Raw genomic sequence first — 20,787 nt, forward strand, 5'->3', positions numbered from 1 at the left:
CGTCCGTGCCCACGCACCGTCGTCGCGGGTGCCGGCGCAGGGATTGGTCGCGTGCCACCTAGCACTCTATACACGAGAGTGCTAGCACTCAAGGCCGGGTATCGACAAGATCAGGCCACTTGTGCCTGCACGACGGGCAGACCCGGATCGCTGGCCGCGTCCAGCTGGGACGGCCGGGCCCCCGCAGCGATCAGGTGCGCCGCGAACGAGGCGATCATCGCGCCGTTATCGGTGCACAGGCGTGGTCGCGGAATGCGCAGCGTCAGCCCGTTGGCGGCGCATCGCTCCTCGGCCAGCTCGCGCAGCCGCGAGTTCGCCGCCACGCCGCCGGCGATGAGCAGTGTGTCGACCCCCAGGGTCGTGCATGCCCGCACCGCCTTGAGCGTCAGCACGTCGGCGACCGCCTCCTGGAAGCCGGCCGCGACATCCGCCGTCGACGCTTCCGGGTGACTCTCGACGTAGCGGGCGACTGCGGTCTTGAGCCCCGAGAAGCTGAACGCGTACGGATCGTCGCGCGGGCCGGTCATCCCCCTCGGGAACACGATCGCGTCCCGGTCGCCATCGCGGGCCAGCTCGTCGAGCACTTTGCCGCCGGGATAGCCCAGGCCCAGCAGGCGCGCCACCTTGTCGTAGGCCTCCCCTGCGGCGTCGTCGACGGTGCTGCCGAGCTCGACGATCGGCTCGCCGAGCGATCGCACGTGCAGCAGGTTGGTGTGCCCGCCCGAGACCAGCAGACCGATGCTCTCCGGCAGCGAGCCGTGGTCGTAAACGTCGGCGGCCAGATGCCCGCCCAGGTGGTTGACGGCGTAGAACGGGACCTGCCAGGCCGCCGAATAGGCCTTGGCCGCAGCCACTCCCACCAGCAGGGCACCCGCCAGGCCCGGTCCGATCGTCGCGGCGACGACGTCGGGTCTGGTCACGCCGGCCGCCTGCAGCGCGCGGCGCATCGTCGGTCCCAGCGCCTCCAAGTGCGCGCGGGATGCGATCTCAGGAACGACGCCGCCGAACCGAGCGTGTTCGTCGACGCTGGACGCGACCTCGTCGGCCAGCAGCCGCACCGAACCGTCGGCGCCCAATTCGGCGATGCCGACGCCGGTTTCGTCGCAGGAGCTCTCGATGGCCAGGATGATCGTCATGTCGCGTCTCGTCGCATCGTATAGGCGTCGGCGCCGCTGGCCCGGTAATAGCGTTTGCGCAGCCCCACATTGGTGAAGCCGAAACTCTCGTACATCTTGATCGCCGCTTCGTTGTCGGTGCGAACCTCGAGGAACACGCACCCGCCCGAGGCGTGGTCGAGCAATTCGGCCAGCATGCGCTTGCCGATCCCCTGGCCCCGGTAGGCGGGGTCAACGCCGATGGTATGGATCTCGTACTCGTAGGGCTTCTTTCGGCCAAGGCGGGCGATACCGGCGTATCCGACGAGCTTGTCCTGATCGCGTGCGGCGACGTAGCGGATGTGCTTGGCGGCGAGTTCGGCGAGGAAGGCGCGCTCGGGCCACGGATCGTCGCCGTCGAACAGCTGGGCCTCCAGCTCGGCGCATCTGGCCGCATCCGACGGCTTCAACGGCCCGTACTCGATGCTCATCGCTTGGCCACCGACGGTTTGGCGTCGGGGCGGCGCAAATACAGCGGGACGAGAGGGGCCGGTTCGATGTTCCAGTCCGCCACTGCGCGCACCAACCCCGACGCGGTCGGATACACCGGAGCCTGACGCGGCAGGTCGAACAGCGTCGCGTGCTCGGGTGACCCGGCGACCGCCGTGGCGCCCGCTGGCACGTCCGCGGCTGCGCAGACGGCGGGTCCGTCGGCACGCACCCCGTCGCGGTAGTGCGCCCAGTAGACCTCTCGACGGCGCGCGTCCGTCACCACGAGCACGTCGCCGACGGTGTCCACACCGATCGCATCCAGGCTGCAGACGCCGTGGACCGGGATGTCCAGCGCGTGCCCGTAGGCCGCGGCGGTCGCCATCCCGACGCGCAGGCCGGTGAACGGTCCCGGGCCGCACCCGACGACCACCGCGTCCAATTCGTCGACACCGAGCCCCGCGTCGGCCAGCGCCGCCACCGCATTCGGGGTGAGCTGCTCGGCGTGTGCCCGAGCGTCGACCGTCACCCGCTCGGCGAGCACCTGCACTCCGTCGAGGCCGACCACGCCCGCCGTCACCGCAGGCGTCGCGGTGTCGATGGCCAGTACGTTCACGCCTTGCTCCATTCCCACACCGCGGTGCGAACCTCGGTGTCGCGGGCACGCTCGAGCCGCACGTCGAGGTGGCTGTCGGAGAGCCGTTCGGCCAGCCCCTCACCCCATTCGACGACCACGACGGCGTCGTCGAGATCGGTGTCCAGGTCCAGCGAGTCGAGTTCGGCGAGCAGGTCGACCGACGGGTGGTCGAGGAGGCGATACATGTCGACGTGGATCATGGCCGGCGCACCCGATCGGCGCGCCCGGTGTACGCGTGCCAGCACGAAGGTCGGCGAGATCACCGGACCCTCCACCTCCATCGCCTGAGCAATACCCTTGGCCAGCACCGTCTTTCCCGCGCCGAGCGGTCCGGAGAGGACGACGACGTCGCCCGCGTGCAGTTGTCTACCGAGTTCGGCGCCGAGCGCGACGGTGTCCTCTGCGGTCGACAGTTCGGCCGTGCCCGAGCTGCGTTCACCCATTATGGCGGACCTTCTCGCGCACCCGCCTCGTCAACGCGACGAGCTTGGACGGTGTCGCGCGTTCGACGAGTCGGACCAGTGCCTCGTTGATCGCCTCGGGTTGTTCGAGTTGGACGAGATGTCCAGCGCCGCCGACGATCACCACTTGCGCCTTCGGCAGAACCGCGGCCATGGCCTGCGAGTACTCCATCGGCGTCAGCAGGTCGCGGTCACCACACGCGATCAGGGTCGGCACCTTGGCCAGCGTGGTCAGGCCGTCGATCTCGTTGTGCACCTCGAGCGCGTGCAGGAATTCGACGAGCGTCGCGATCGGGGTGTCGTGCATCATCCGTTCCGAGAACGCCACGACGCTCGGGCTGATCTTCTCGTCGCCGTAGGACGCGGCGCGCAGGATCGGCGCGATCACCGACTTCGCGGCGCCGCGGGTTCGGTGCACCATCTTGGGCGCGTACCGGACCGCGAATCGGGCCGCCTCCAGTGCCGGGTTCTTCAGGATCTCACCGAGCGGCGAGCGCGAAACCCCTTCGGCGGCAGACGCGATGATCGCGGCGCCGACGATCCGCTTCGGATAGTGGTGCGGGTACTGTCGCGCATGCGACAGTACGGTCATTCCGCCCATCGAGTGTCCGACCAGCACCACAGGGCCCCGCGGGACCACGACCGCCAGCACGGCCTCGAGATCCTGTCCGAGCTGGGTCACCGTATAGGTCTCCGGCGGCGCCTCGTCGGACTGACCGTGTCCGCGCTGGTCGTAGAACACCATCCGGACTTGAGGTCCCCACTGCTCAGTCAGCCGGACGCGCTGAAAGTAGAAGGCACCCATGCGCAGACAGAATCCGTGCGCGAACACCACGGTCAGCGGCGCGTCTTGCGGGCCGACCTCGCGGACCGCCAGCGACACGCCGTCGGGTGTGGTGACGACGGAGCTGCGGTCGGCGTCGAGGAGTTCGAAATCCTCGTCCTTGTAGTGGTCCACGGTGTCGAGTCGACGCCGCAGCGAGCGCGCGGCCGACATCCCCGCCGCGCTGCCGACCGCGGTCAGGCCGGCTGCACCCGCGAGCCAGCGCCCGTTCGCGTTGCGGCCGCGGCGTGAAATCGGAATCCCGTTGTCCATCAAGGTGTCTTGTCCGTCGATCCGGTGTAGGTCCGCACGAACCGGCCACGCGGGCTCGTCACGACCTCGTAGTTGATGGTTCCGAGCAGGTCGGCCCACTCCTGGGCCGTCGGTTCACCGTGGATGCCAGGCCCGAACAGGATCGCGTCGTCACCTTCTGCCGCCCTGCCTTCCGGTCCGAGGTCCACGACGAACTGGTCCATGCAAATCCGGCCGACGTTGCGGCACCGCCTGCCGTTGATCATCACGTCGATGCGGTTGCTCAGCGGGCGGAACACCCCGTCGGCGTACCCGACGGGCAACAGCGCCACGGTGGTGTCGCGGTCGGCGACCCAGGTGTGCCCATAGGATACGCCGTCGCCCGCGCGCAGCGAGCGGACCAGTGTCACAGGGCATTTCAGGGTCATCGCCGGACGCAGGCCCATGTTGCCGCGCTCGGGTATCGGGGTCTGGCCGTACACCGCGATACCGACGCGCACCAGGTCCATGCCCAGGTCTGGCCGTGTCATCGCGGCCGGGCTGTTGCTCAGGTGGGTGATCTCGAACTGCACACCCTGTTCGGCCGCGTAGGTCCGCATCTCGGTGAGCCGCTGCGCCTGTATGCCGTTGAGCGGATCGTCGGGCCGGTCACCGTGCACGAGGTGCGACATCAGCCCCCGTACGCTGACCGCTCCGGCGGCCTGCGCCCGCTCGACCGCCGCGATCATCGCCGGGTAGTTGTCGCGACCGACGCCGTTGCGGCTCAGCCCGGTGTCGACCTTGACGGTCACCGAGGCACTGCGCCCGGTCTGTGCGACGGCGTCGAGCAGGTCGTCGAGTTGGCGCACCGACGACACCGCGATCTGCACGTCGGCGGCCAGCGCGGGCGCGAAGTCGGTGCCCGGCGGATGCAGCCAGGCCAGCACCGGAGCGGTGATGCCGTCCCCGCGCAGCGCCAACGCCTCGGCGACGGTCGCCACCCCGAGTTCGGTGGCGCCCGCGGCGAGCGCGACCCGGCTCACCTGGGTGGCGCCGTGTCCGTATCCGTCGGCCTTGACGACGACCATCACCTGCGCGGTGCCCGCGAGGTCGCGCAGCAGCCGCACATTGTGGGCGATCGCGTCGAGGTCGACCACCGCCTGGGGGGCCGCGGTCGCGGTCGGCGTCGTCAGCTCGGTCGTGTGCATCGTCGTTTCACCACGGCCGATTGTCCCAGACGACGGGCGGAGGCCCGACGGTCAGTGGGCGAACGGCTGGAACTGGTTGAAGTGGCCGCGCGGTTTGAGCTCGTCGAGGTGGGAGAGCACGGTGACCATGTCGTCGTGCAGCGCTCGGGCCAGGTCCGCCGAGAACCCCTCCCGCACCACGATGCGCAGCATCGTGACATCGGTGGCGCCCTCCGGCATCGTGTAGGCCGGTACCTGCCAGCCGAACGCGCGCAGGCCCTGGGAGATGTCGAACTCCGTGTAACCGAAGTCGCCGGCGAGCTTGAAACTCACCACCGGGATCGCCGATCCGTCCGCGACGACCTCGAAGTGTTCGCTTTCGCGCAGTTGGTCACCAAGCCACCGCGCGGTCTGCGAAAGCGACTGCATCACTTGTGAGTAGCCCCCACGGCCGAGCCGCAGGAAGTTGTAGTACTGCCCGACGACTTGGTTGCCGGGCCGGGAGAAGTTCAGCGTGAACGTCGGCATGTCGCCGCCGAGATAGTTCACGTGGAAAACGAGGCCCTCGGGCAGGTACTCCGCACTGCGCCACACCACGAAGCCGATCCCGGGATAGGTCAGGCCGTACTTGTGGCCGCTGACGTTGATCGACACCACACGCGGAAGCCGGAAGTCCCATTCCAGGTCCGGATGCAGGAACGGCACCACGAAGCCGCCGCTTGCCGCATCGACGTGAACGGGGATGTCCAGGCCGCCGTCCGTGGCGAGTTTGTCGAGCGCGGCGCAGATCTCACCGATGGGTTCCAACTCCCCGGTGTAGGTGGTGCCGAGGATCGCCACCACACCGATGGTGTCCTCGTCGATGTTGTCGAGCACCTGTTCGGGTGTGATGACGTAGCGGTCCTCGGCCATCGGCAGGTATCGCGCCTCGACGTCGAAGTAGCGGCAGAACTTCTCCCAGACCACCTGAACATTCGCGCCCATCACCAGGTTCGGTGTGCGACCTTTCCACTTGTCGCCGACGCGGTCGCGCCACCGCCACTTCATCGCGAGTCCGGCCAGCATCACCGCCTCGCTGGAACCGATGGTCGAGACACCGATCGCGCTCGACGGGTCGTCGTCGCGCAGGTCTTCGGCGTGGAACAGATCGGCCACCATGCATACGCACCGCTGCTCGATCGCGGCGGTCGCCGGGTACTCGTCTTTGTCGATCATGTTCTTGTCGAACGTCTCGGCCATCAGCCGTTCGGCCTGCGGGTCCATCCACGTCGTGACGAACGTGGCCAGGTTCAGCCGGGAACTGCCGTCGAGCATCAGTTCGTCGTGGATGAACCGGTACGCGGCATCGGGATCCATCGCATCGTCGGGCAACCGCAGCGACGGCACCGGCGCCATCGCCAGCCGTCCGGTGTAGGCGGGGGCAACCTGCGGTGCGTGACTGCGGCTGGGCGACATGAGGTTTCCTCTCGTAACAGGCTGGCTTACAGACTGGCTAAGGCGGTTCGGACGTGCGCTAGAATGCGCGACGCCGACGTCGGGGCGGGATGCGGTCCTGGGTCGGAGGCGGCCAGGTTCGCGGCGCGGGCGTGGACGAACGCACCAGCGGCGGCCGCCTCGCCGGCGGGTAAACCCGCGGCGAGCAAAGCGCCGATGACGCCGGTCAGCACATCACCGGAACCCGCTGTGGCGGCCCATGATTGACCCGCCGGGTTCAGGTAGACCGGGCCGCCGGGTTCGGCGATGACGGTCACGTTGCCCTTCAGCAGTACGGTGACACCGAGCCGGTCGGCCAGCCTGCGGGTGGCACCGACGCGATCGTCGCCGGGCGGCGAACCGGCAAGGCGCGCGAACTCGCCCGCGTGCGGCGTCAACACCGTCGCCGCCTCGCGACCGTCGACGAGATCGGGATGGGCGGCCAGGATGGTCAGCCCGTCGGCGTCGACGACCACCGGCAGCCCGCTGTCCAACGCGAACCACAGGGCGGCCGCGCCGGTGTCATCGGTACCCAGGCCGGGCCCCACGGCCCACGCCTGCACCCGCCCCGACGCGCTGGCGTTCGGCGCGGCGATCACCTCCGGCCACTGCGAGAGAACCTGCTGCCCGGCGGATCCGGCGTACCGGACCATGCCCGAGGTCGCCGCGACGGCCGCACCCGTGCACAACACCGCAGCGCCGGGGTAGGTGGCCGAGCCGGCCAGGATGCCCGTGACCCCCTGGGTGTATTTGTCGTCGGTCGGGCCGGGCACCGGCCAGCGAGCAGCTACATCGGCGGCATCGAACGACACCATGTCGGACGCCGGCAACTGCAGACCGATGTCGACCAACTCGACATGACCGCATTCCCCCAGTGCGTGAACGGGTTTGAGACCGCCGAACGTGACGGTCAACGCGGCCCGCACATGGGGCCCCTCGGTGACCGCGGTCCGCACGTCCATGCCGCTGGGGATGTCGACGGCCACCACCGGAACGCCCGCTTCGTGGACGGCGGCGAACACCTCGGCGGCGTTCGGCCGCAGCGGCCCGGACCCGGAGATCCCCACCACGCCGTCGATCACCAGAGCGGTGCTCGCCGGAATCGATTCGACGACACGCCCACCGGCGGCGATGAACGCTGCCAGCGCCTTGCGGTGGGTGCGGTCCGGATTGAGCAAGATGGCGGCGGAACCGGCGCCGCGCCGGCAGAGGAATGTCGCCGCCCACAGCGCGTCGCCGCCGTTGTCGCCCGAACCGACCACGGCGCAGATGCGTCTCCCGGAGACTCCGCCGGTGCGTAACACCAGTTCGCGCGCGATCGCGACGGCAAGACCGTTTGCGGCGCGGCGCATCAGGGCACCGTCGGGCAGGGACGCCAATAGCGGCGCTTCAGCCTCGCGAATCTGGTCCGCGGTGTAGTAGTGCCGCATCGCTGCTCACGTTAGTGGCAAACAGTGCCGAGAGGCTCAGTTTCGCCCGTCTGCATCGGCCCAGAAATCGACTGCCCGTTCGGTGATCTCGACCGCGTACTCGCCGTTGATCGCATGCGAGGCACCGGGCCACACTTCGACCTGGCCCCGCGGAAGCAGGCGCCGCGCCCGCTGCGCCGCCCGGTCGGCGTCGTGCATCACGCTGCGCCCCCCGATCAGGGCCAGCACTGGTATGACCAGTGAGCCCAGCTGTTCGTCGGTGATCATCTTCGGCATCGCCTTGCGCACGGTGTAATCGGTTGAGCCGGAGGAGATCAGTGCCGCTTCGGTTGCCGCCTCGTCGATGTCGGCGCCGCCGGAGATCCAGCGGAGCACGCGCCTGCGCAAATTCTCGGGCACACCGGGAAGGAACAACGCGGGCGAGGCCAGTACAGCCTTGACTGCGACCGGGGCAAAGGTGAACACGGCATCGAGCAGCACCAGCGAGGCGGCTCGGCCGGGGCGGCGGGCGGCGTAGTTGGCCGCCGTCCAGCCACCGATCGACACTCCCATCAGATGCACTCGGTCCAGCCCGGCGCCCGCGAACGCCTCGTCGAGCCAGTGCGCCTCGTCGTCGGGTCCGGTGATCGGTTTTTCCTGCACGGAGAGCCCCGCCTCCCCGAGCAGGTCGATCCCGATCACCGGCCGATGCCGTTGCAGCAGGGGGATGTTGCCCCGCCACATCGGGACCGAAGCGTTGCGACCGGGGAGCAGTACGACGGGCGTCAGATCGGGCGGCCCGGCGAACCGGTACACCCGCACGGACCCGAATGACGTTGCAACGTCGTGTGATTCGGCGACCTCGGGCAGCTCTGCCATCGCGGCCCGGTAGACCTCGAGGAAGTGGCGGCGAGCCCGATCGCCCTTGAAGTTCCCGACCCGGCCCGCCACTACTCGACGGTGACGGACTTGGCCAGGTTACGGGGCTTGTCGACGTCATAGCCGCGCGCCTGCGCCACCCCCGCGGCGAACACCTGCAGCGGGATCGTCGACAGCAGCGGCTGCAGAAGCGTTGACACCGCCGGGATCTCGATCAGGTGATCGGCGAAAGGGCGGACCGTGTCGTCGCCCTCTTCGGCGATCACGATGGTGATCGCGCCGCGCGCCTGGATCTCGCGGATGTTCGACAGCAGCTTGGCGTGCAACATCGGCGCGTTCTTCAGTGAAGGCATCACGACGATGACCGGGAGGTCGTCCTCGATCAGCGCGATCGGACCGTGTTTGAGCTCACCCGCCGCGAAGCCTTCGGCGTGCATGTACGCCAGCTCCTTGAGCTTGAGCGCACCTTCGAGCGCGACCGGGTAACCGACGTGCCTGCCGAGAAACAGCACCGTCTGCGACTGGGCGAAGCGGTGGGCCAACGCCCTGACCGGTTCGACGATCTCCAGCACCCGCGCGACCAGCTCGGGCATGGCCTCCAGCTCGCGGTACTCGCGCTCCACCTCGTCGGGGTACTTCGTGCCGCGCGCCTGCGCGAGCGCAAGCCCGACAAGGTAATTGGCCGCGATCTGGGCGAGGAACGTCTTTGTCGACGCCACCCCGATCTCGGGTCCGGCACGGGTGTAGAGCACCGCATCGCATTCGCGCGGGATCTGGCTGCCGTTGGTGTTACAGATCGCCAGCACCTTGGCCTTCTGCTCCTTGGCGTGCCGCACCGCCTCCAGGGTGTCGGCGGTCTCGCCGGACTGCGAGATCGCCACCACCAAGGTATGGCTGTCCAGAACCGGGTCGCGGTAACGGAATTCGCTGGCGAGCTCGGCCTCGACGGGCAGCCTCGTCCAGTGCTCGATCGCGTACTTGGCCAGCAGCCCGGAGTGGTAAGCGGTGCCGCATGCCACCACGAAGATCTTGTCGACCTCACGCAGTTCCTGATCGGACAACCGCTGCTCGTCCAGGACGATACGGTTGTCGACGAAGTGGCCCAACAGCGTGTCGGAAACCGCAGCGGGCTGCTCGGCGATCTCTTTGAGCATGAAGTACTCGTAGCCGCCCTTTTCGGCAGCCGACATGTCCCAGTCGATATGGAACGACCGCGCGTTCGCACCGTCGTCCACACCGTGGAAGTCGGTGATGCGATATCCGTCGGCGGTCACGACCACTGCCTGATCCTGGCCAAGCTCCACTGCGTCGCGGGTGTGCTCGATGAACGCGGCGACGTCCGAACCGACGAACATCTCGCCGTCACCGACGCCGACCACCAGGGGCGTGGAGCGGCGCGCCGCCACGATCGTGCCCGGATCGTCGGCGTTGGCGAACACCAGCGTGAAGTGCCCTTCGAGGCGCCGCAGCACCGCGAGCACGGACGCGGGGAAATCTCCGGCGGTGGGGCCGTGGTGGAACTGCCAGGAGACCAAATGCACCGCGACCTCGGTGTCGGTGTCGCTGGCGAACTCCACCCCGGTCTTCTCGAGTTCGGCCCGCAAGGCGGCGTAGTTCTCGATGATCCCGTTGTGGACGACGGCGATCTTGCCCGCGGCGTCGCGGTGCGGGTGGGCGTTGCGGTCTGTGGGTCTGCCGTGGGTGGCCCACCGGGTATGCCCCAGGCCGGTGTTGCCCCCGAGGCTGGACGCGTCGGCGTCGGCCAGCGCGGCTTCCAGGTTGGCCAGTCGCCCGGCCCGGCGGCGGACCGTGAGCCCGCCGCGTCCGTCCAGCAGAGCCACACCCGACGAGTCGTAGCCTCGGTACTCCATCCGGCGCAGCGCGTCGACGACGATGTCGCAGGCAGGACGCTGCCCGACATAGCCGACGATTCCACACATAGCCATTCAGGGTAGTGCAAGAGCAGCTCAGAACCCCGTCGGCTACGGTCGTCTGGTGGCCAGTACGAAGAAGCTCTTCAAGGCCCTGACCCGCCGCGGTCCGCACCGCGTTTTGCGAGGTGACCTGGCCTTCGCCGGGCTTCCCGGTGTCGTGTTCACCCCCGATTCCGGTTTCAGCCTGCCCGGCGTGGCGTTCGGCCACGATTGGCTCGCCACAGCCGACCGCTATTCCGGCACGCTGGAGCATCTGGCGTCCTGGGGCATCGTCGCGGCGGCGCCGGCGACCGAGACGGGTTTGGCGCCGTCGGCGCTGAACTTCGCCTATGACCTGGGCACGACGCTCGACATCATCACCGGGGTCCGGCTGGGAGCGGGAGAGATCAGCGTGCATCCCAACAAGCTCGGCGTGGTCGGGCACGGGTTCGGCGGGTCCGCAGCCGTGTTCACCGCGGCGGGGATGCCGGTCAAGCCGAAAGCCGTCGTTGCGATTTTCCCCACAGTCACCTCGCCACCCGCCGAGGAGCCCGCGGCGACGCTGGAGGTACCCGGCCTGGTGCTCAGTGGTCCGGGTGACCCGATGACGCTGCGCTCCAATGCGGTCGAGCTGGCCCGGACGTGGAACAAAGCCACGCTGCGCACGGTCAACGGGGCCAAGCCGGGCGGGCTGATCGAGGGCCGTCGGCTGGCCCGCGCCGTCGGCCTGCCAGGAGCCGACCGCAGCACCCAGAAGGTGGTGCGGGCGCTGATCACCGGCTACCTGCTGCACACCCTGACCGGCGACAAGACCTACCGCGACTTCGCCGATCCCGACATCGCCCTGCCGAAGGCCCCGAACGTCGACCCGTTCGCCGAAGACCCGGTGGACCTGGAGAACAAGGTCGTCGCGCTGCTGAAGCCCTGAGGGTGACCAACCAACCGGTTGGGTGTATAACTCGATGATGCGCACCGGGATCTTCCTCAACTACACCGACGGGTTTCTCCAGGCCGTCGATCAGGTCGTCGAGCTCGAGAAGGTCGGCGTCGATCTCGCCTTGGTGGCCGAGGCGTACTCGTACGACGCGATCAGCCAGCTCGGATTCCTGGCGGCCAGGACGACGCGCATGGAACTCGGGACGGGCGTGGTGCCGATCTACATCCGCACGCCGACGTTGTTGGGGATGACGGCCGCGGGTCTCGACTATGTCTCCGGCGGCCGTTTCCGGCTCGGCATCGGTACGTCCGGCCCACAGGTGATGGAGGGCTTCCACGGCGTGCCGTTCGACGCGCCGCTGGGGCGCACCCGCGAAGTGGTCGAGATCTGCAGGCAGGTGTGGCGTCGCGAGCGTGTGCAGTTCGACGGAAAGCACTATCAGATTCCGCTGCCCAGCGAGGGACCCGGGGCCCGGGGCACCGGCCTGGGCAAGCCGTTGCAGTTGATCAATCACCCTGTACGCGAACGTATTCCGATCACAATCGCCGCTCTGGGGCCGAAGAACGTGGAACTCACCGCGGAGATCGCCGAGGGATGGCAGCCGGTGTTCTTCTTCCCTGAACAGGCCGACGCCGTGTGGGGTGAGGCGCTGCGCGCCGGGTTCGCCAAACGTGACCCCTCGTTGGGCCCACTCGACGTCATGGTCAGCGCTCCCCTGGCCATCGGCGAGGACGTCGATGACCGGCTGTCCTGGGTGAAGCCGCAGTTGGCGTTGTACCTCGGCGGTATGGGCGCGCGCGGCCGCAACTTCTACCACAACCTGGCCACCCGCTACGGGTACGGCGAGGTCGCCAACACCATCCAGGACCTCTACCTTGCGGGCAAGAAGACCGAGGCGATCGCGGCGGTGCCGGACGAACTGGTGCGCAGCGTGTCACTGGTCGGACCTCGTGGGTACGTCAAGGAGCGACTGGCCGCATTCGCCGAAGCCGGTGCGACGACGCTTCTGCTGCAGCCGCTTTCCGTCGACCGCAGTGAAATCGTCGGATTCGTCGAGGAACTGCACGGCTTGCTGCCTTAGCCGATTACGCCGATCGCCGCTGCCCCTGTACAGTGGGCACAGCGGCATCTTCTGTTCTGCCTTTTGCCGCATCGCCGAAGGCGATAATCGACCCCGTTCGATCGTCACACCGAGCGCCGCGGATCATCCGCGCCGGGCAGGACGACCACACTGAACTTTCGGAGTTTCCACTTGTCTGTGCAAATCCCCAGTGGCACAACCGTGCCCACTTTCGTCGACCTCGGCCTGCCGAAGGCGGTCGTCGACACTCTCGCCGCCGACGGCGTCGAGTCACCCTTCCCGATCCAGGCGGCGACGCTGCCCGACTCACTGGCCGGTCGCGATGTCCTCGGCCGCGGCCGCACCGGATCCGGGAAGACCTACGCCTTCCTGCTGCCTGTGGTGACCAGACTCACTGCGAGCCCGGCCAAACGCGTGCCCGGCCGCCCGCGTGCCCTCATCCTCGCGCCGACGCGCGAGCTGGCTGCCCAGATCAGCGCGTCGCTGGCACCGTTGGCGGCGGCCACCAACCTGCGCTCGGTGACGATCATCGGTGGTGTGGGTCCCAACCCGCAGATCCAGGCGCTGCGTCAAGGCGTCGACATTGTCATCGCCTGCCCGGGCAGGCTCGAAGATCACGTCAAATCGCGCCATGCCGACCTGTCGGGCGTCGAGATCACCGTGCTGGACGAGGCCGACCACATGGCCGACCTCGGCTTCCTTCCCCCGGTGAAACGCCTGCTGGACAAGACTCCTCGCAACGGGCAGCGCATGCTGTTCTCGGCCACCCTCGACGGCGGCGTCGATGTGCTGGTGAAGCGGTACCTGACCGATCCCGTTGTGCACAGTGTCGATTCGGAGCAATCGCCGGTGACCGCGATGGAACACCATGTGCTGCACGTCGACAAGGCCGCCCGCCTCGGTGTGTTGGCCGACCTGGCCGCATCGCCCGGCCGGACCATCGTGTTCGCGCGCACCAAGCACGGCGCGAAGAACCTTGCCCGACAGCTGAACTCGCGCGGTGTGTCGGCAGTGGAATTACACGGCAACCTGTCCCAGAACGCGCGCACCCGCAATCTCGCCGCATTCTCCGACGGCTCGGCAACCGTGATGGTCGCTACCGACATCGCCGCGCGCGGGATCCACGTCGACGACGTGAGCCTTGTCGTGCACGCCGACCCGCCCGTCGAACACAAGGCGTACCTGCACCGGTCGGGCCGCACGGCGCGCGCGGGGGCCGACGGCACCGTGGTGACGTTGATGCTCGACGAACAGGTGTCCGACGTGCGACAGCTGACCCGCAAGGCCGGCGTGAAGCCGACGATCACCCGCTTCAGCGGCTCGTCGCATCCGGTCCTGAGCGAAATCGCCCCGGGCGAGCGGACATTCGGTGATCCGATCGTGGCCAGCAGGCCCGAACCCACGCGGCCGCACCAGCCGTCGTCGGCCAGGGGCCACCAGCAACGGCGTCGGCGCCCGACGCGGTCGCGGCGTCCGGCACGCGCCTAGCGCGGCGAGTTCCTGGCCGCGATCTCGGCCAGTAACGAGACCACCACACCGAACGCGAAGTACAGCGGCACCAGCCACGGCGCGACGCCGAACAGACCGTCACAGGCGTCGTGATACGCGAACAGGCCCGCTTTGGCGATCACGATCTCGACCACGGGGCCGATGACCGCGGCCAGTAAGCCGCCGACGATCGACGGACCGTCGCCCAGCGCACACCAGGTGATGGTCGCGAGCGTGACGATCAGTGCGGTCGCGGGAACGACGGGCGCGGTGTGGATCAGTGCGGTCGTGACGTAGATGCCCAGCACCGCGGCCACACCAGCGAGACCTTGACGCGCCGTGACGTCGGCGCGCGGCGACGGTAGGCGCAGCCGAAGTTCGGCCAGTGACACCGTTGCCAGCGCGACGAGCACCGGGAACCAGATCGGGCTGCTGAACACGAACGGCACCGCATCGGTGAAGTACTCGGTGGTGCCGGTGACGACATGGCTGTGGTCGCCGACGAGCGACGCCCCCGCGCCCAGGATGAGGAAGAACAAAAGCTCCCGCGGCCGCAACTTCACCAGAGGGACGCTACAGCGCACTCGTCTGCAGCGCCGAAAGTTGCTCAGCCCAGCAAACTTTCAGTAGTAGCTGGACCGCCTCTCCGTTGCGGCAACGCCGGATTGTCATCAATTTGGTTACCCAACCGTGACCACAAATGTGGTGATCGTCATGCAGTCTTGGGTATCCGGGTTTCACTCCTGAAGGGGGTGCGGCAATGGGAACCATCACCTACCCACCGTCCATCACGTCCGAGCGCTGTGTGCGCACCTCCATGACGCCCAGGGGCGACGTGCGTCACGAGATCGACACCGGGGCCGTCCATTTCTGGTGCGACCACTGCGGTACGAACCACCGGAGTCGATTGATCGCCGCCGAGTGCGTCCGGCTGCTGGTCAACGGCCCCGACCTCGGTTTCGGTTCGTAACCGTCGCTCATTCGCCGACCTGCGGTAGTTCATCGGCGGCGATCTCGCACGGGGTGCCGGCGTCCGGTGGCTTCGGCGGCGCCACCAACGGCTCGGGCGTCACCGCCGGCGGTTCTTCAGTCACGGTCGGCGGTTCTGGAGGCACCGTCGCGGCCGGCTCCTCGGGAGGTGCGGTATCGGAATTCGGTCGCGGCTCGGGTTGACACATCGGCTCGGCGACCGCGGGATCGGTGACTTCGCCGGGCACGGCCGCGGCGTCATCGCTGTCCTCGCCAGCCTCCCTCGCCTCTGACGCCTCGTCAGTCTCTGTCGTTTCACTGTCGTCGATTTCGCCGAGATCCTCTTCGGGCAGGCCCGCCGGCTCCCCGTCGTCGACGGCGGCATCGAGCGCACCGTCGCCCAGCAACCCGCCGAGCATGTCTCCCAATTGCTGACCGAAACTCGTTAGGCCGCCTCCGAAGTCGGGCATCCCTCCGCCGAGTGAGGGCATCGGCGAAGCGGTCGCCGGCTGCGGGACCGGAGGTTCGATCGGCAGCGGCGGCGCGGGTGGCGCCGGCGCAAGGGGTGGACTCGCCACGGATGCGCCCCATCCGGCCGGCACGACGGGAGCCGGTGGAGTCGGGTTTGCCGCAACGACCGCCCCTGGGGTTGCCGGGACACTCCGCGCGGCGGTTTCGCCGACACCCGCCGCCGGGGGCTCGCCGACACTCGCCGTCGACGGCGTCCACACCGGTCCGAGGTCGCCGGGAATCTCGAACGTCGCGCCCGCCTCGGATGCGAGTTCCGCCGCCACGGCCTCGTAAGCCGCATTGATCGCGTCGGTGGCCGCCCGCATTGCCTCGAGCCACTCGCCGCCGATCACCGTGTCCACGAACGGCTTCACCTCCTGGTCGACCAACTCACTGGCGACCGCCCGATCGCCAACCCCCGTGGTGACGCTGTGCGCTGCCGCCAACCAGTCCGCGCGTCTGGCGCGCACGCCGTCGCCGATGGCCAGCACCTTCGACACTTTGTCGTCCACCGCCCGCCACAGCCGCTCACGCAGATCGGCCAGTGCGACTGCCGCGGTGCGGACGGCCGTCGCAGCGACCGTCGCCGCTTCGGCATGGCTGCGCAGGAACTCTCGCGAGGCGTTCGCGCCCAGACCCTGCCACGCGTCCGTCAGCGCGGCCAGCTGAGCTTCTTGGCGTGCGAGCACATCCTCGGCCGCCGTCGCGGCGGCTTGCAATGCGGCACAGTCGGTTTCGAGAGCATTCAGGTCCATACCGGTCTCGGCGGCATACCAATCGTGTAGTTGCCCGGGATGCGTCGTCAGGTCTGGATGTCGGTAGCCCAGGCTCTGGCATGCCAGGACGTACTGCGTGACATCGCCGACGCCGGGGGTGCCATCGGCCAATCGTGCCGCAGCATCGAAGGTTTCGCCCATGTCAGCCCAACCGGTCGGCAGCGCGCGCATCGGCTTCGGCGTACCGGTCGATGCAGGTACCAAGCGCGATGGCGATCTCGGCCGAGGCACGTGACCATCGCCGCAACTGATTCACCACGTCGTCGACCGCCGACCGCACCGCGTCGCCCCCCGCGGCATACGATCGGCCTGCGCCCGCGCCGTCGAACACCAGGCCACTCAGATGTGTTCGCATGGCGGCGTCGAGGGCGTCGGCCGCGCCCTGGTACTGCCGTGCGACGCTCAATAAGGTGGTGGTATCGACGCGAGCCGCGTCCGTTCCTCCCATGTATGGGTTGGACGCGCGGCGACCGCGACCGGTTCCACCCTCAGCGTTGCGCGCTGACCTGCTCGGCCACCCGCACGGCCAACTGCCGCGCGGTGTCTTCGTCGGCCGCTTCCACCATCACCCGCACGACTTGCTCGGTTCCCGACGGGCGCAGCAGGATTCGACCAGTGTCGCCGAGTTCGGCTTCCACCTCGGCAACGGCGGTGCGGACAGACGGCGCGTCGGCGACGGTCGCCTTGTCCGCAACCGCGACGTTGATCAGAACCTGAGGCAGCGTGCGCATCGGCTCGGCGAGCGCTGCGAGCGGGGTGCGCGTCTGCGCCATCCGCGACATCAACCGCAACCCGGTGACGATGCCGTCGCCGGTCGTGCCCCACGCCGGCATCACGATGTGGCCCGACTGTTCACCGCCGAGCGAATATCCTCCGGCGCGCAGTTCCTCGAGGACATAACGGTCCCCCACGCTCGTCGTGCGTACCTCGACCCCGGCCGTGCGCATCGCCAGGTGCAGGCCGAGGTTGCTCATCACCGTCGCCACCAAGGTGTTCGACGCCAGCTCCCCACTCTCCTGCATGGCGAGGGCGAGGATGACCATGATCGCGTCGCCGTCGATCACGCGCCCATGCGCGTCGACGGCGAGGCACCGGTCAGCGTCACCGTCGTGCGCGAGGCCCAGGTCGGCTCCATACGACACCACGGCGGATCGCAGGATCTCCATGTGCGTCGAGCCGCAGCGCTCGTTGATGTTCAGCCCGTCGGGGTCGGCATTGATCGTGATGACGTTGGCGCCCGCGGCGCGGTAGGCCTGTGGCGCGGCTGCCCAGGCGGCACCGTTAGCGCAGTCGACGACGACGGTGAGCTGGTCCAACCTGGTCGTCACGGCCTTGCTGACATGCCGCAGATACCGGTCGAGGGCGTCCGCGGCGTCCACCACCCGACCGATCCGGGCGCCAGTGGGCCGGTTTCCGGGCCCCTGGTGCACCAGTTCCTCGATCCGGTCCTCGGTGGCGTCGTCCAGCTTGTGGCCGCCGGGGCCGAAGATCTTGATGCCGTTGTCGGGCATCGGGTTGTGCGAAGCGCTGATCATGACGCCGAAGTCCGCGTCGTAAGCGCTGGTCAGATATGCGACAGCCGGGGTCGGCAGTACCCCGACGCGCAGCGCATCGACGCCTTCGCTGGTCAGTCCCGCGATGACGGCGGCCTCGAGCATTTCACCGCTGGCCCGCGGGTCGCGGCCGACGACGGCCACCCGCCTGGCGTGCCCACCGGCGGTGGCCAACCGTTGCGCCGCCGCCGAACCGAGGGCCAGAGCCAGTTCGGCGGTCAGATCCTGGTTGGCGACGCCGCGCACTCCGTCGGTGCCGAACAGTCGAGCCATGCCGACAAACTTCTCATAATTGGCCGCTTCAGGGCCAACCGCGCGTGTCGCCGGCCGTGCCGTCGCCGAATCGGTACCCAGACGCGACTCACCGCCCGCATCCGGGGCGATGCGGGCGGTGACGGTGCGCTCTTAGCTGCCGCTGTTCTCAGCGGCCGGGGCCGTCGGCGAGGTCGTCGGTGCCTCGGACGTCGGGGTTGCCTCCTGCTGCTCGGCCTGGCCCGGCGCGTTCTCCGAGTGGCTGGGGCCGTTCTGCTGGATCGTGACGGTGCCGAGGTTGTTCGTACACACCGTCTTCTCGGTGCCCTCGGTGTCGGTGGTCTGAATACAAAAACCGCCGGTGTGCGGCGCACATCCGGCGGTTTCTGCGAATCGATCAGCGCTTGCTGTACTGGGGCGCCTTACGGGCCTTCTTCAGGCCGTACTTCTTGCGCTCGATGGCGCGCGGGTCGCGGGTCAGGAAGCCGGCCTTTTTCAGTGCCGGCCGGTCCTCGGGCTGCACCAGAATCAGGGCCCTGGCGATCGCCAGACGCAACGCGCCTGCCTGACCGGAGGGGCCGCCACCGTCGAGGTGGGCGTAGATGTCGAAGCTCTCCAGCCGATCGACGGTGACCAGCGGAGCCTTGATGAGCTGCTGGTGGACCTTGTTCGGAAAGTAGTCCTCGAGGCTGCGGCCGTCGAGGTTGAACTGGCCTGTCCCCGGAACCAGGCGAACCCGGACGACGGCTTCTTTGCGACGGCCGACGGTCTGGATGGGGCGGTCGATGAAGACGGGCTCGCGGGGCGTCGCCTCAGCGGCGGCCTCGGTCACGGCATCAGTGCTTTCATCGGTCGTCTCAACTGGCTGAGTCACTGCGCCACCTGCTTGATCTCGTACGGAATGGGCTGCTGGGCGGTGTGCGGATGCTCCGGCCCGACATAGACGCGCAGCTTCTTCTTCACCTGACGGCCCAGCTTGGTGTGGGGGATCATGCCGAGGATCGCCCGCTCGACGACGCGGTCGGCGTGCTTTTCCATCTCCTCACCGAGCGAGCGCTTGCGCAGACCGCCGGGGTAACCCGAGTGGCGGTAGAAAAACGTGCGGTCCGCCTTGTTACCGGCGATGGCGATCTTCTCGGCGTTGATGATGATGACGAAATCGCCACCATCGACATTCGGCGTGTATGTCGGCTTGTGCTTGCCGCGCAGCAGATTGGCTGCTGCAACGGCGAGCCGGCCGAGCACCACGTCGGTGGCGTCGATGACGTACCACGAACGTGTGGTGTCACCCGCCTTCGGCGTGTACGTAGGCACAGCGCTACCTCTCCTCTATCGGGTTTCCTGTCCCGGTGGCCCGGGGGCCGGTCAGGCGCATCCGGTGGGGTTGATCTCGGCGACCGACGTTGACCCGAGGACCCGTGCTTACCGCACGCCAACGAGGCAGCTTACCCGGGCGCTTCGCCGCAGGTCAAAACGGTGCATCGGCCCGAACTCCGAGGTTGGGACCCAAAGCCGTGACGAAACATAGGGAAACCCCTGATTCATTTTCGTTTCCTGGCCCTTAGCGTCGTCGCGGGGGTTACAGCAAACCGGCTGTCTCGCATCCGGAAACACAAGATCTCAATGGAGTGAAAATGATTCGTGGCTTGATCGTTGCCGCATTCGTGGTCGCGGCAACCGCCGCAGGCGCCGCCACCGCGTCCGCGGACACGTACTACAAGAACTGCTCCGCTGCGCGCGAGGCCGGCGTGACACCGATCCTGCAGGGTCAGGACGGCTACGCCGAGCACCTGGACCGCGACGGCGACGGCATCGCCTGCGAGTAGTCGACGGTGTTGCGCCACCGTGGCCGCTCTCCTCGACCACGGTGGCGCTCACCGTGCGGTCGCCTGGCTCCCCTCCAGTCGGACCGCACGAGTCTCTTTCAGTCAGGCGCCCCACGCTCCTGCGGCACTGCGGTCGGTGGCGGCAACGTCGTCGGCGCCGTCGCGAACCGCGTTGCCGAGGCTGAACAGAATCTCGTTCAGCGCGCCTGCCGCTTGTTCCCACCGGGCCTGTTCGAGTCGGTACGCCTCGGCCGCCTGGCGGGTCCACACCTGCTGAAGCGGCGCGATGTGCGCACGCAGCTCCTCGAGGGCGCCGTTCAGCCGGGCAGATGTGGCGTGGATCTCCTGCCTGACGGTGTATTCGATCTCGTCGAAGTTGTACGACAACACGTGGTCCATCACGGCTCCTCTACAGGTTGTTGGCCACCGCGTCGATGCGGTGCGAATGACTCTCGTTGGCTTCCCGAAGGGTCTGCTGGTTGAGCCGGATGGTCTCGGCGATCCTCTGTAGCGAGGCATGTAGCTTCAGCGACTCGGCATTCCATCGGTCGACGACGTCGCGGAAGCGGGCCGCCGCGACGCCGCCCCAGACCGACGGTGGCACGGCGCTCATCCGCCCGATGAACGACTGCAGCATCGCGCGGATCTCCTCGTTGCGCGCGTCGGTCTGGCCGGCAACCGCGGCCATCAGGTCGAAATCGGTGGTGAGCGAACCGCCTTGCGGTGTCGTCATGGGGATCCTCTCCTTCAGGTTTCTGACTGGTACGACGCACCGGGTGTCGGTCCGGTTCCACTGGAT

At 68.2% G+C, this 20,787-nt stretch carries 24 protein-coding genes; 5 read left to right on the top strand and 19 right to left on the bottom strand.

Annotated elements, in window-relative coordinates; genetic code table 11:
- Positions 1–110 precede the first annotated feature (110 nt).
- The 10 genes from tsaD to glmS are packed head-to-tail and all read right to left on the bottom strand — an operon-like array spanning position 111 to position 10,623.
- Complete coding sequence (gene tsaD, locus AU192_RS03255) at positions 111–1,136, bottom strand: tRNA (adenosine(37)-N6)-threonylcarbamoyltransferase complex transferase subunit TsaD (RefSeq protein WP_064394291.1); 1,026 nt, start codon at positions 1,134–1,136, stop codon at positions 111–113.
- Positions 1,133–1,585, bottom strand: coding sequence for a ribosomal protein S18-alanine N-acetyltransferase (gene rimI, locus AU192_RS03260; RefSeq protein ID WP_064394292.1), 453 nt, complete (start codon positions 1,583–1,585; stop codon positions 1,133–1,135). The genes tsaD and rimI overlap by 4 nt, the downstream gene beginning before the upstream one ends.
- A complete protein-coding gene (gene tsaB / locus AU192_RS03265; RefSeq protein ID WP_064394293.1) occupies positions 1,582–2,211 on the bottom strand; it encodes a tRNA (adenosine(37)-N6)-threonylcarbamoyltransferase complex dimerization subunit type 1 TsaB in 630 nt (209 codons plus the stop codon). Before tsaB ends, rimI begins: the two co-directional genes overlap by 4 nt.
- Positions 2,196–2,663, bottom strand: coding sequence for a tRNA (adenosine(37)-N6)-threonylcarbamoyltransferase complex ATPase subunit type 1 TsaE (gene tsaE / locus AU192_RS03270; RefSeq protein WP_064394294.1), 468 nt, complete (start codon positions 2,661–2,663; stop codon positions 2,196–2,198). Before tsaE ends, tsaB begins: the two co-directional genes overlap by 16 nt.
- Positions 2,656–3,777 carry an alpha/beta fold hydrolase gene (locus AU192_RS03275; protein ID WP_064394295.1) on the bottom strand — a complete coding sequence of 374 codons (1,122 nt, stop codon included), beginning with the start codon at positions 3,775–3,777 and terminating at the stop codon, positions 2,656–2,658. Before AU192_RS03275 ends, tsaE begins: the two co-directional genes overlap by 8 nt.
- Positions 3,777–4,943 (bottom strand): alanine racemase, encoded by a 1,167-nt coding sequence (gene alr / locus AU192_RS03280; protein ID WP_064394296.1) that lies wholly within the window; start codon positions 4,941–4,943, stop codon positions 3,777–3,779. The genes AU192_RS03275 and alr overlap by 1 nt, the downstream gene beginning before the upstream one ends.
- Positions 4,944–4,994: 51 nt before the next feature.
- Positions 4,995–6,377, bottom strand: a complete 1,383-nt coding sequence (gad, locus tag AU192_RS03285) for a glutamate decarboxylase (RefSeq protein WP_064394297.1) — start codon at positions 6,375–6,377, stop codon at positions 4,995–4,997.
- 26 nt (positions 6,378–6,403) lie between these two features.
- Positions 6,404–7,825, bottom strand: coding sequence for an NAD(P)H-hydrate dehydratase (locus AU192_RS03290; protein ID WP_064394298.1), 1,422 nt, complete (start codon positions 7,823–7,825; stop codon positions 6,404–6,406).
- Between the two features lie 36 nt (positions 7,826–7,861).
- The gene (locus tag AU192_RS03295) at positions 7,862–8,755 is read right to left on the bottom strand and encodes an alpha/beta fold hydrolase (RefSeq protein ID WP_064394299.1); all 894 of its coding nucleotides are present in this window, start codon (positions 8,753–8,755) and stop codon (positions 7,862–7,864) included.
- A complete protein-coding gene (glmS, locus tag AU192_RS03300) occupies positions 8,755–10,623 on the bottom strand; it encodes a glutamine--fructose-6-phosphate transaminase (isomerizing) (protein WP_064394300.1) in 1,869 nt (622 codons plus the stop codon). Before glmS ends, AU192_RS03295 begins: the two co-directional genes overlap by 1 nt.
- Before the next feature lie 55 nt (positions 10,624–10,678).
- Between glmS and AU192_RS03305 the strand changes: the two genes are divergently transcribed.
- The 3 genes from AU192_RS03305 to AU192_RS03315 all read left to right on the top strand — a co-directional run bounded on the left by AU192_RS03305 (position 10,679) and on the right by AU192_RS03315 (position 14,102).
- Positions 10,679–11,524, top strand: coding sequence for a dienelactone hydrolase family protein (locus AU192_RS03305; RefSeq protein ID WP_064394301.1), 846 nt, complete (start codon positions 10,679–10,681; stop codon positions 11,522–11,524).
- Positions 11,525–11,561: 37 nt separating this feature from the next.
- Positions 11,562–12,614 carry an LLM class F420-dependent oxidoreductase gene (locus AU192_RS03310; protein ID WP_064394302.1) on the top strand — a complete coding sequence of 351 codons (1,053 nt, stop codon included), beginning with the start codon at positions 11,562–11,564 and terminating at the stop codon, positions 12,612–12,614.
- A 201-nt stretch (positions 12,615–12,815) separates the two neighbouring features.
- Complete coding sequence (locus AU192_RS03315) at positions 12,816–14,102, top strand: DEAD/DEAH box helicase (RefSeq protein ID WP_064394303.1); 1,287 nt, start codon at positions 12,816–12,818, stop codon at positions 14,100–14,102.
- Here AU192_RS03315 and AU192_RS03320 read toward each other — a convergent pair.
- Positions 14,099–14,665 (bottom strand): diacylglycerol-binding protein, encoded by a 567-nt coding sequence (locus AU192_RS03320; protein ID WP_064394304.1) that lies wholly within the window; start codon positions 14,663–14,665, stop codon positions 14,099–14,101. The two genes, AU192_RS03315 and AU192_RS03320, sit on opposite strands and share 4 nt — an antisense overlap.
- A 197-nt stretch (positions 14,666–14,862) precedes the next feature.
- On the opposite strand from AU192_RS03320, the gene AU192_RS03325 reads away from it, so the two are divergent.
- Positions 14,863–15,072, top strand: a complete 210-nt coding sequence (locus tag AU192_RS03325) for a hypothetical protein (RefSeq protein WP_064394305.1) — start codon at positions 14,863–14,865, stop codon at positions 15,070–15,072.
- A gap of 7 nt (positions 15,073–15,079) precedes the next feature.
- Here the strand turns inward: AU192_RS03325 and AU192_RS03330 are convergent, their stop codons facing one another.
- The 6 genes from AU192_RS03330 to rplM all read right to left on the bottom strand — a co-directional run bounded on the left by AU192_RS03330 (position 15,080) and on the right by rplM (position 19,476).
- Positions 15,080–16,528 carry a hypothetical protein gene (locus tag AU192_RS03330; RefSeq protein ID WP_242656892.1) on the bottom strand — a complete coding sequence of 483 codons (1,449 nt, stop codon included), beginning with the start codon at positions 16,526–16,528 and terminating at the stop codon, positions 15,080–15,082.
- Positions 16,500–16,805, bottom strand: coding sequence for a DUF7162 family protein (locus AU192_RS03335; RefSeq protein WP_064394306.1), 306 nt, complete (start codon positions 16,803–16,805; stop codon positions 16,500–16,502). The genes AU192_RS03330 and AU192_RS03335 overlap by 29 nt, the downstream gene beginning before the upstream one ends.
- A gap of 40 nt (positions 16,806–16,845) precedes the next feature.
- Entirely contained in the window at positions 16,846–18,183 is a 1,338-nt protein-coding gene (gene glmM, locus AU192_RS03340) for a phosphoglucosamine mutase (protein WP_064394307.1), read from the bottom strand.
- 132 nt (positions 18,184–18,315) lie between these two features.
- Complete coding sequence (locus AU192_RS25625; protein ID WP_165593261.1) at positions 18,316–18,474, bottom strand: hypothetical protein; 159 nt, start codon at positions 18,472–18,474, stop codon at positions 18,316–18,318.
- Positions 18,475–18,559: 85 nt separating this feature from the next.
- Complete coding sequence (gene rpsI / locus AU192_RS03345) at positions 18,560–19,036, bottom strand: 30S ribosomal protein S9 (protein WP_082694890.1); 477 nt, start codon at positions 19,034–19,036, stop codon at positions 18,560–18,562.
- Positions 19,033–19,476 carry a 50S ribosomal protein L13 gene (rplM, locus tag AU192_RS03350; protein ID WP_064394308.1) on the bottom strand — a complete coding sequence of 148 codons (444 nt, stop codon included), beginning with the start codon at positions 19,474–19,476 and terminating at the stop codon, positions 19,033–19,035. The genes rpsI and rplM overlap by 4 nt, the downstream gene beginning before the upstream one ends.
- Before the next feature lie 320 nt (positions 19,477–19,796).
- Here rplM and AU192_RS03355 point away from each other — a divergent pair, with 320 nt between their 5' ends.
- Positions 19,797–19,988, top strand: coding sequence for an excalibur calcium-binding domain-containing protein (locus AU192_RS03355; RefSeq protein ID WP_064394309.1), 192 nt, complete (start codon positions 19,797–19,799; stop codon positions 19,986–19,988).
- Between the two features lie 102 nt (positions 19,989–20,090).
- Here AU192_RS03355 and AU192_RS03360 read toward each other — a convergent pair whose 3' ends face one another.
- A complete protein-coding gene (locus AU192_RS03360) occupies positions 20,091–20,387 on the bottom strand; it encodes a WXG100 family type VII secretion target (protein WP_064394310.1) in 297 nt (98 codons plus the stop codon).
- 10 nt (positions 20,388–20,397) lie between these two features.
- Positions 20,398–20,721 carry a WXG100 family type VII secretion target gene (locus AU192_RS03365; protein WP_064394311.1) on the bottom strand — a complete coding sequence of 108 codons (324 nt, stop codon included), beginning with the start codon at positions 20,719–20,721 and terminating at the stop codon, positions 20,398–20,400.
- Between the last annotated feature and the right edge of the window lie 66 nt (positions 20,722–20,787).

Source organism: Mycobacterium lehmannii (genome assembly GCF_001499925.1).
Classification (GTDB): domain Bacteria; phylum Actinomycetota; class Actinomycetes; order Mycobacteriales; family Mycobacteriaceae; genus Mycobacterium; species Mycobacterium lehmannii.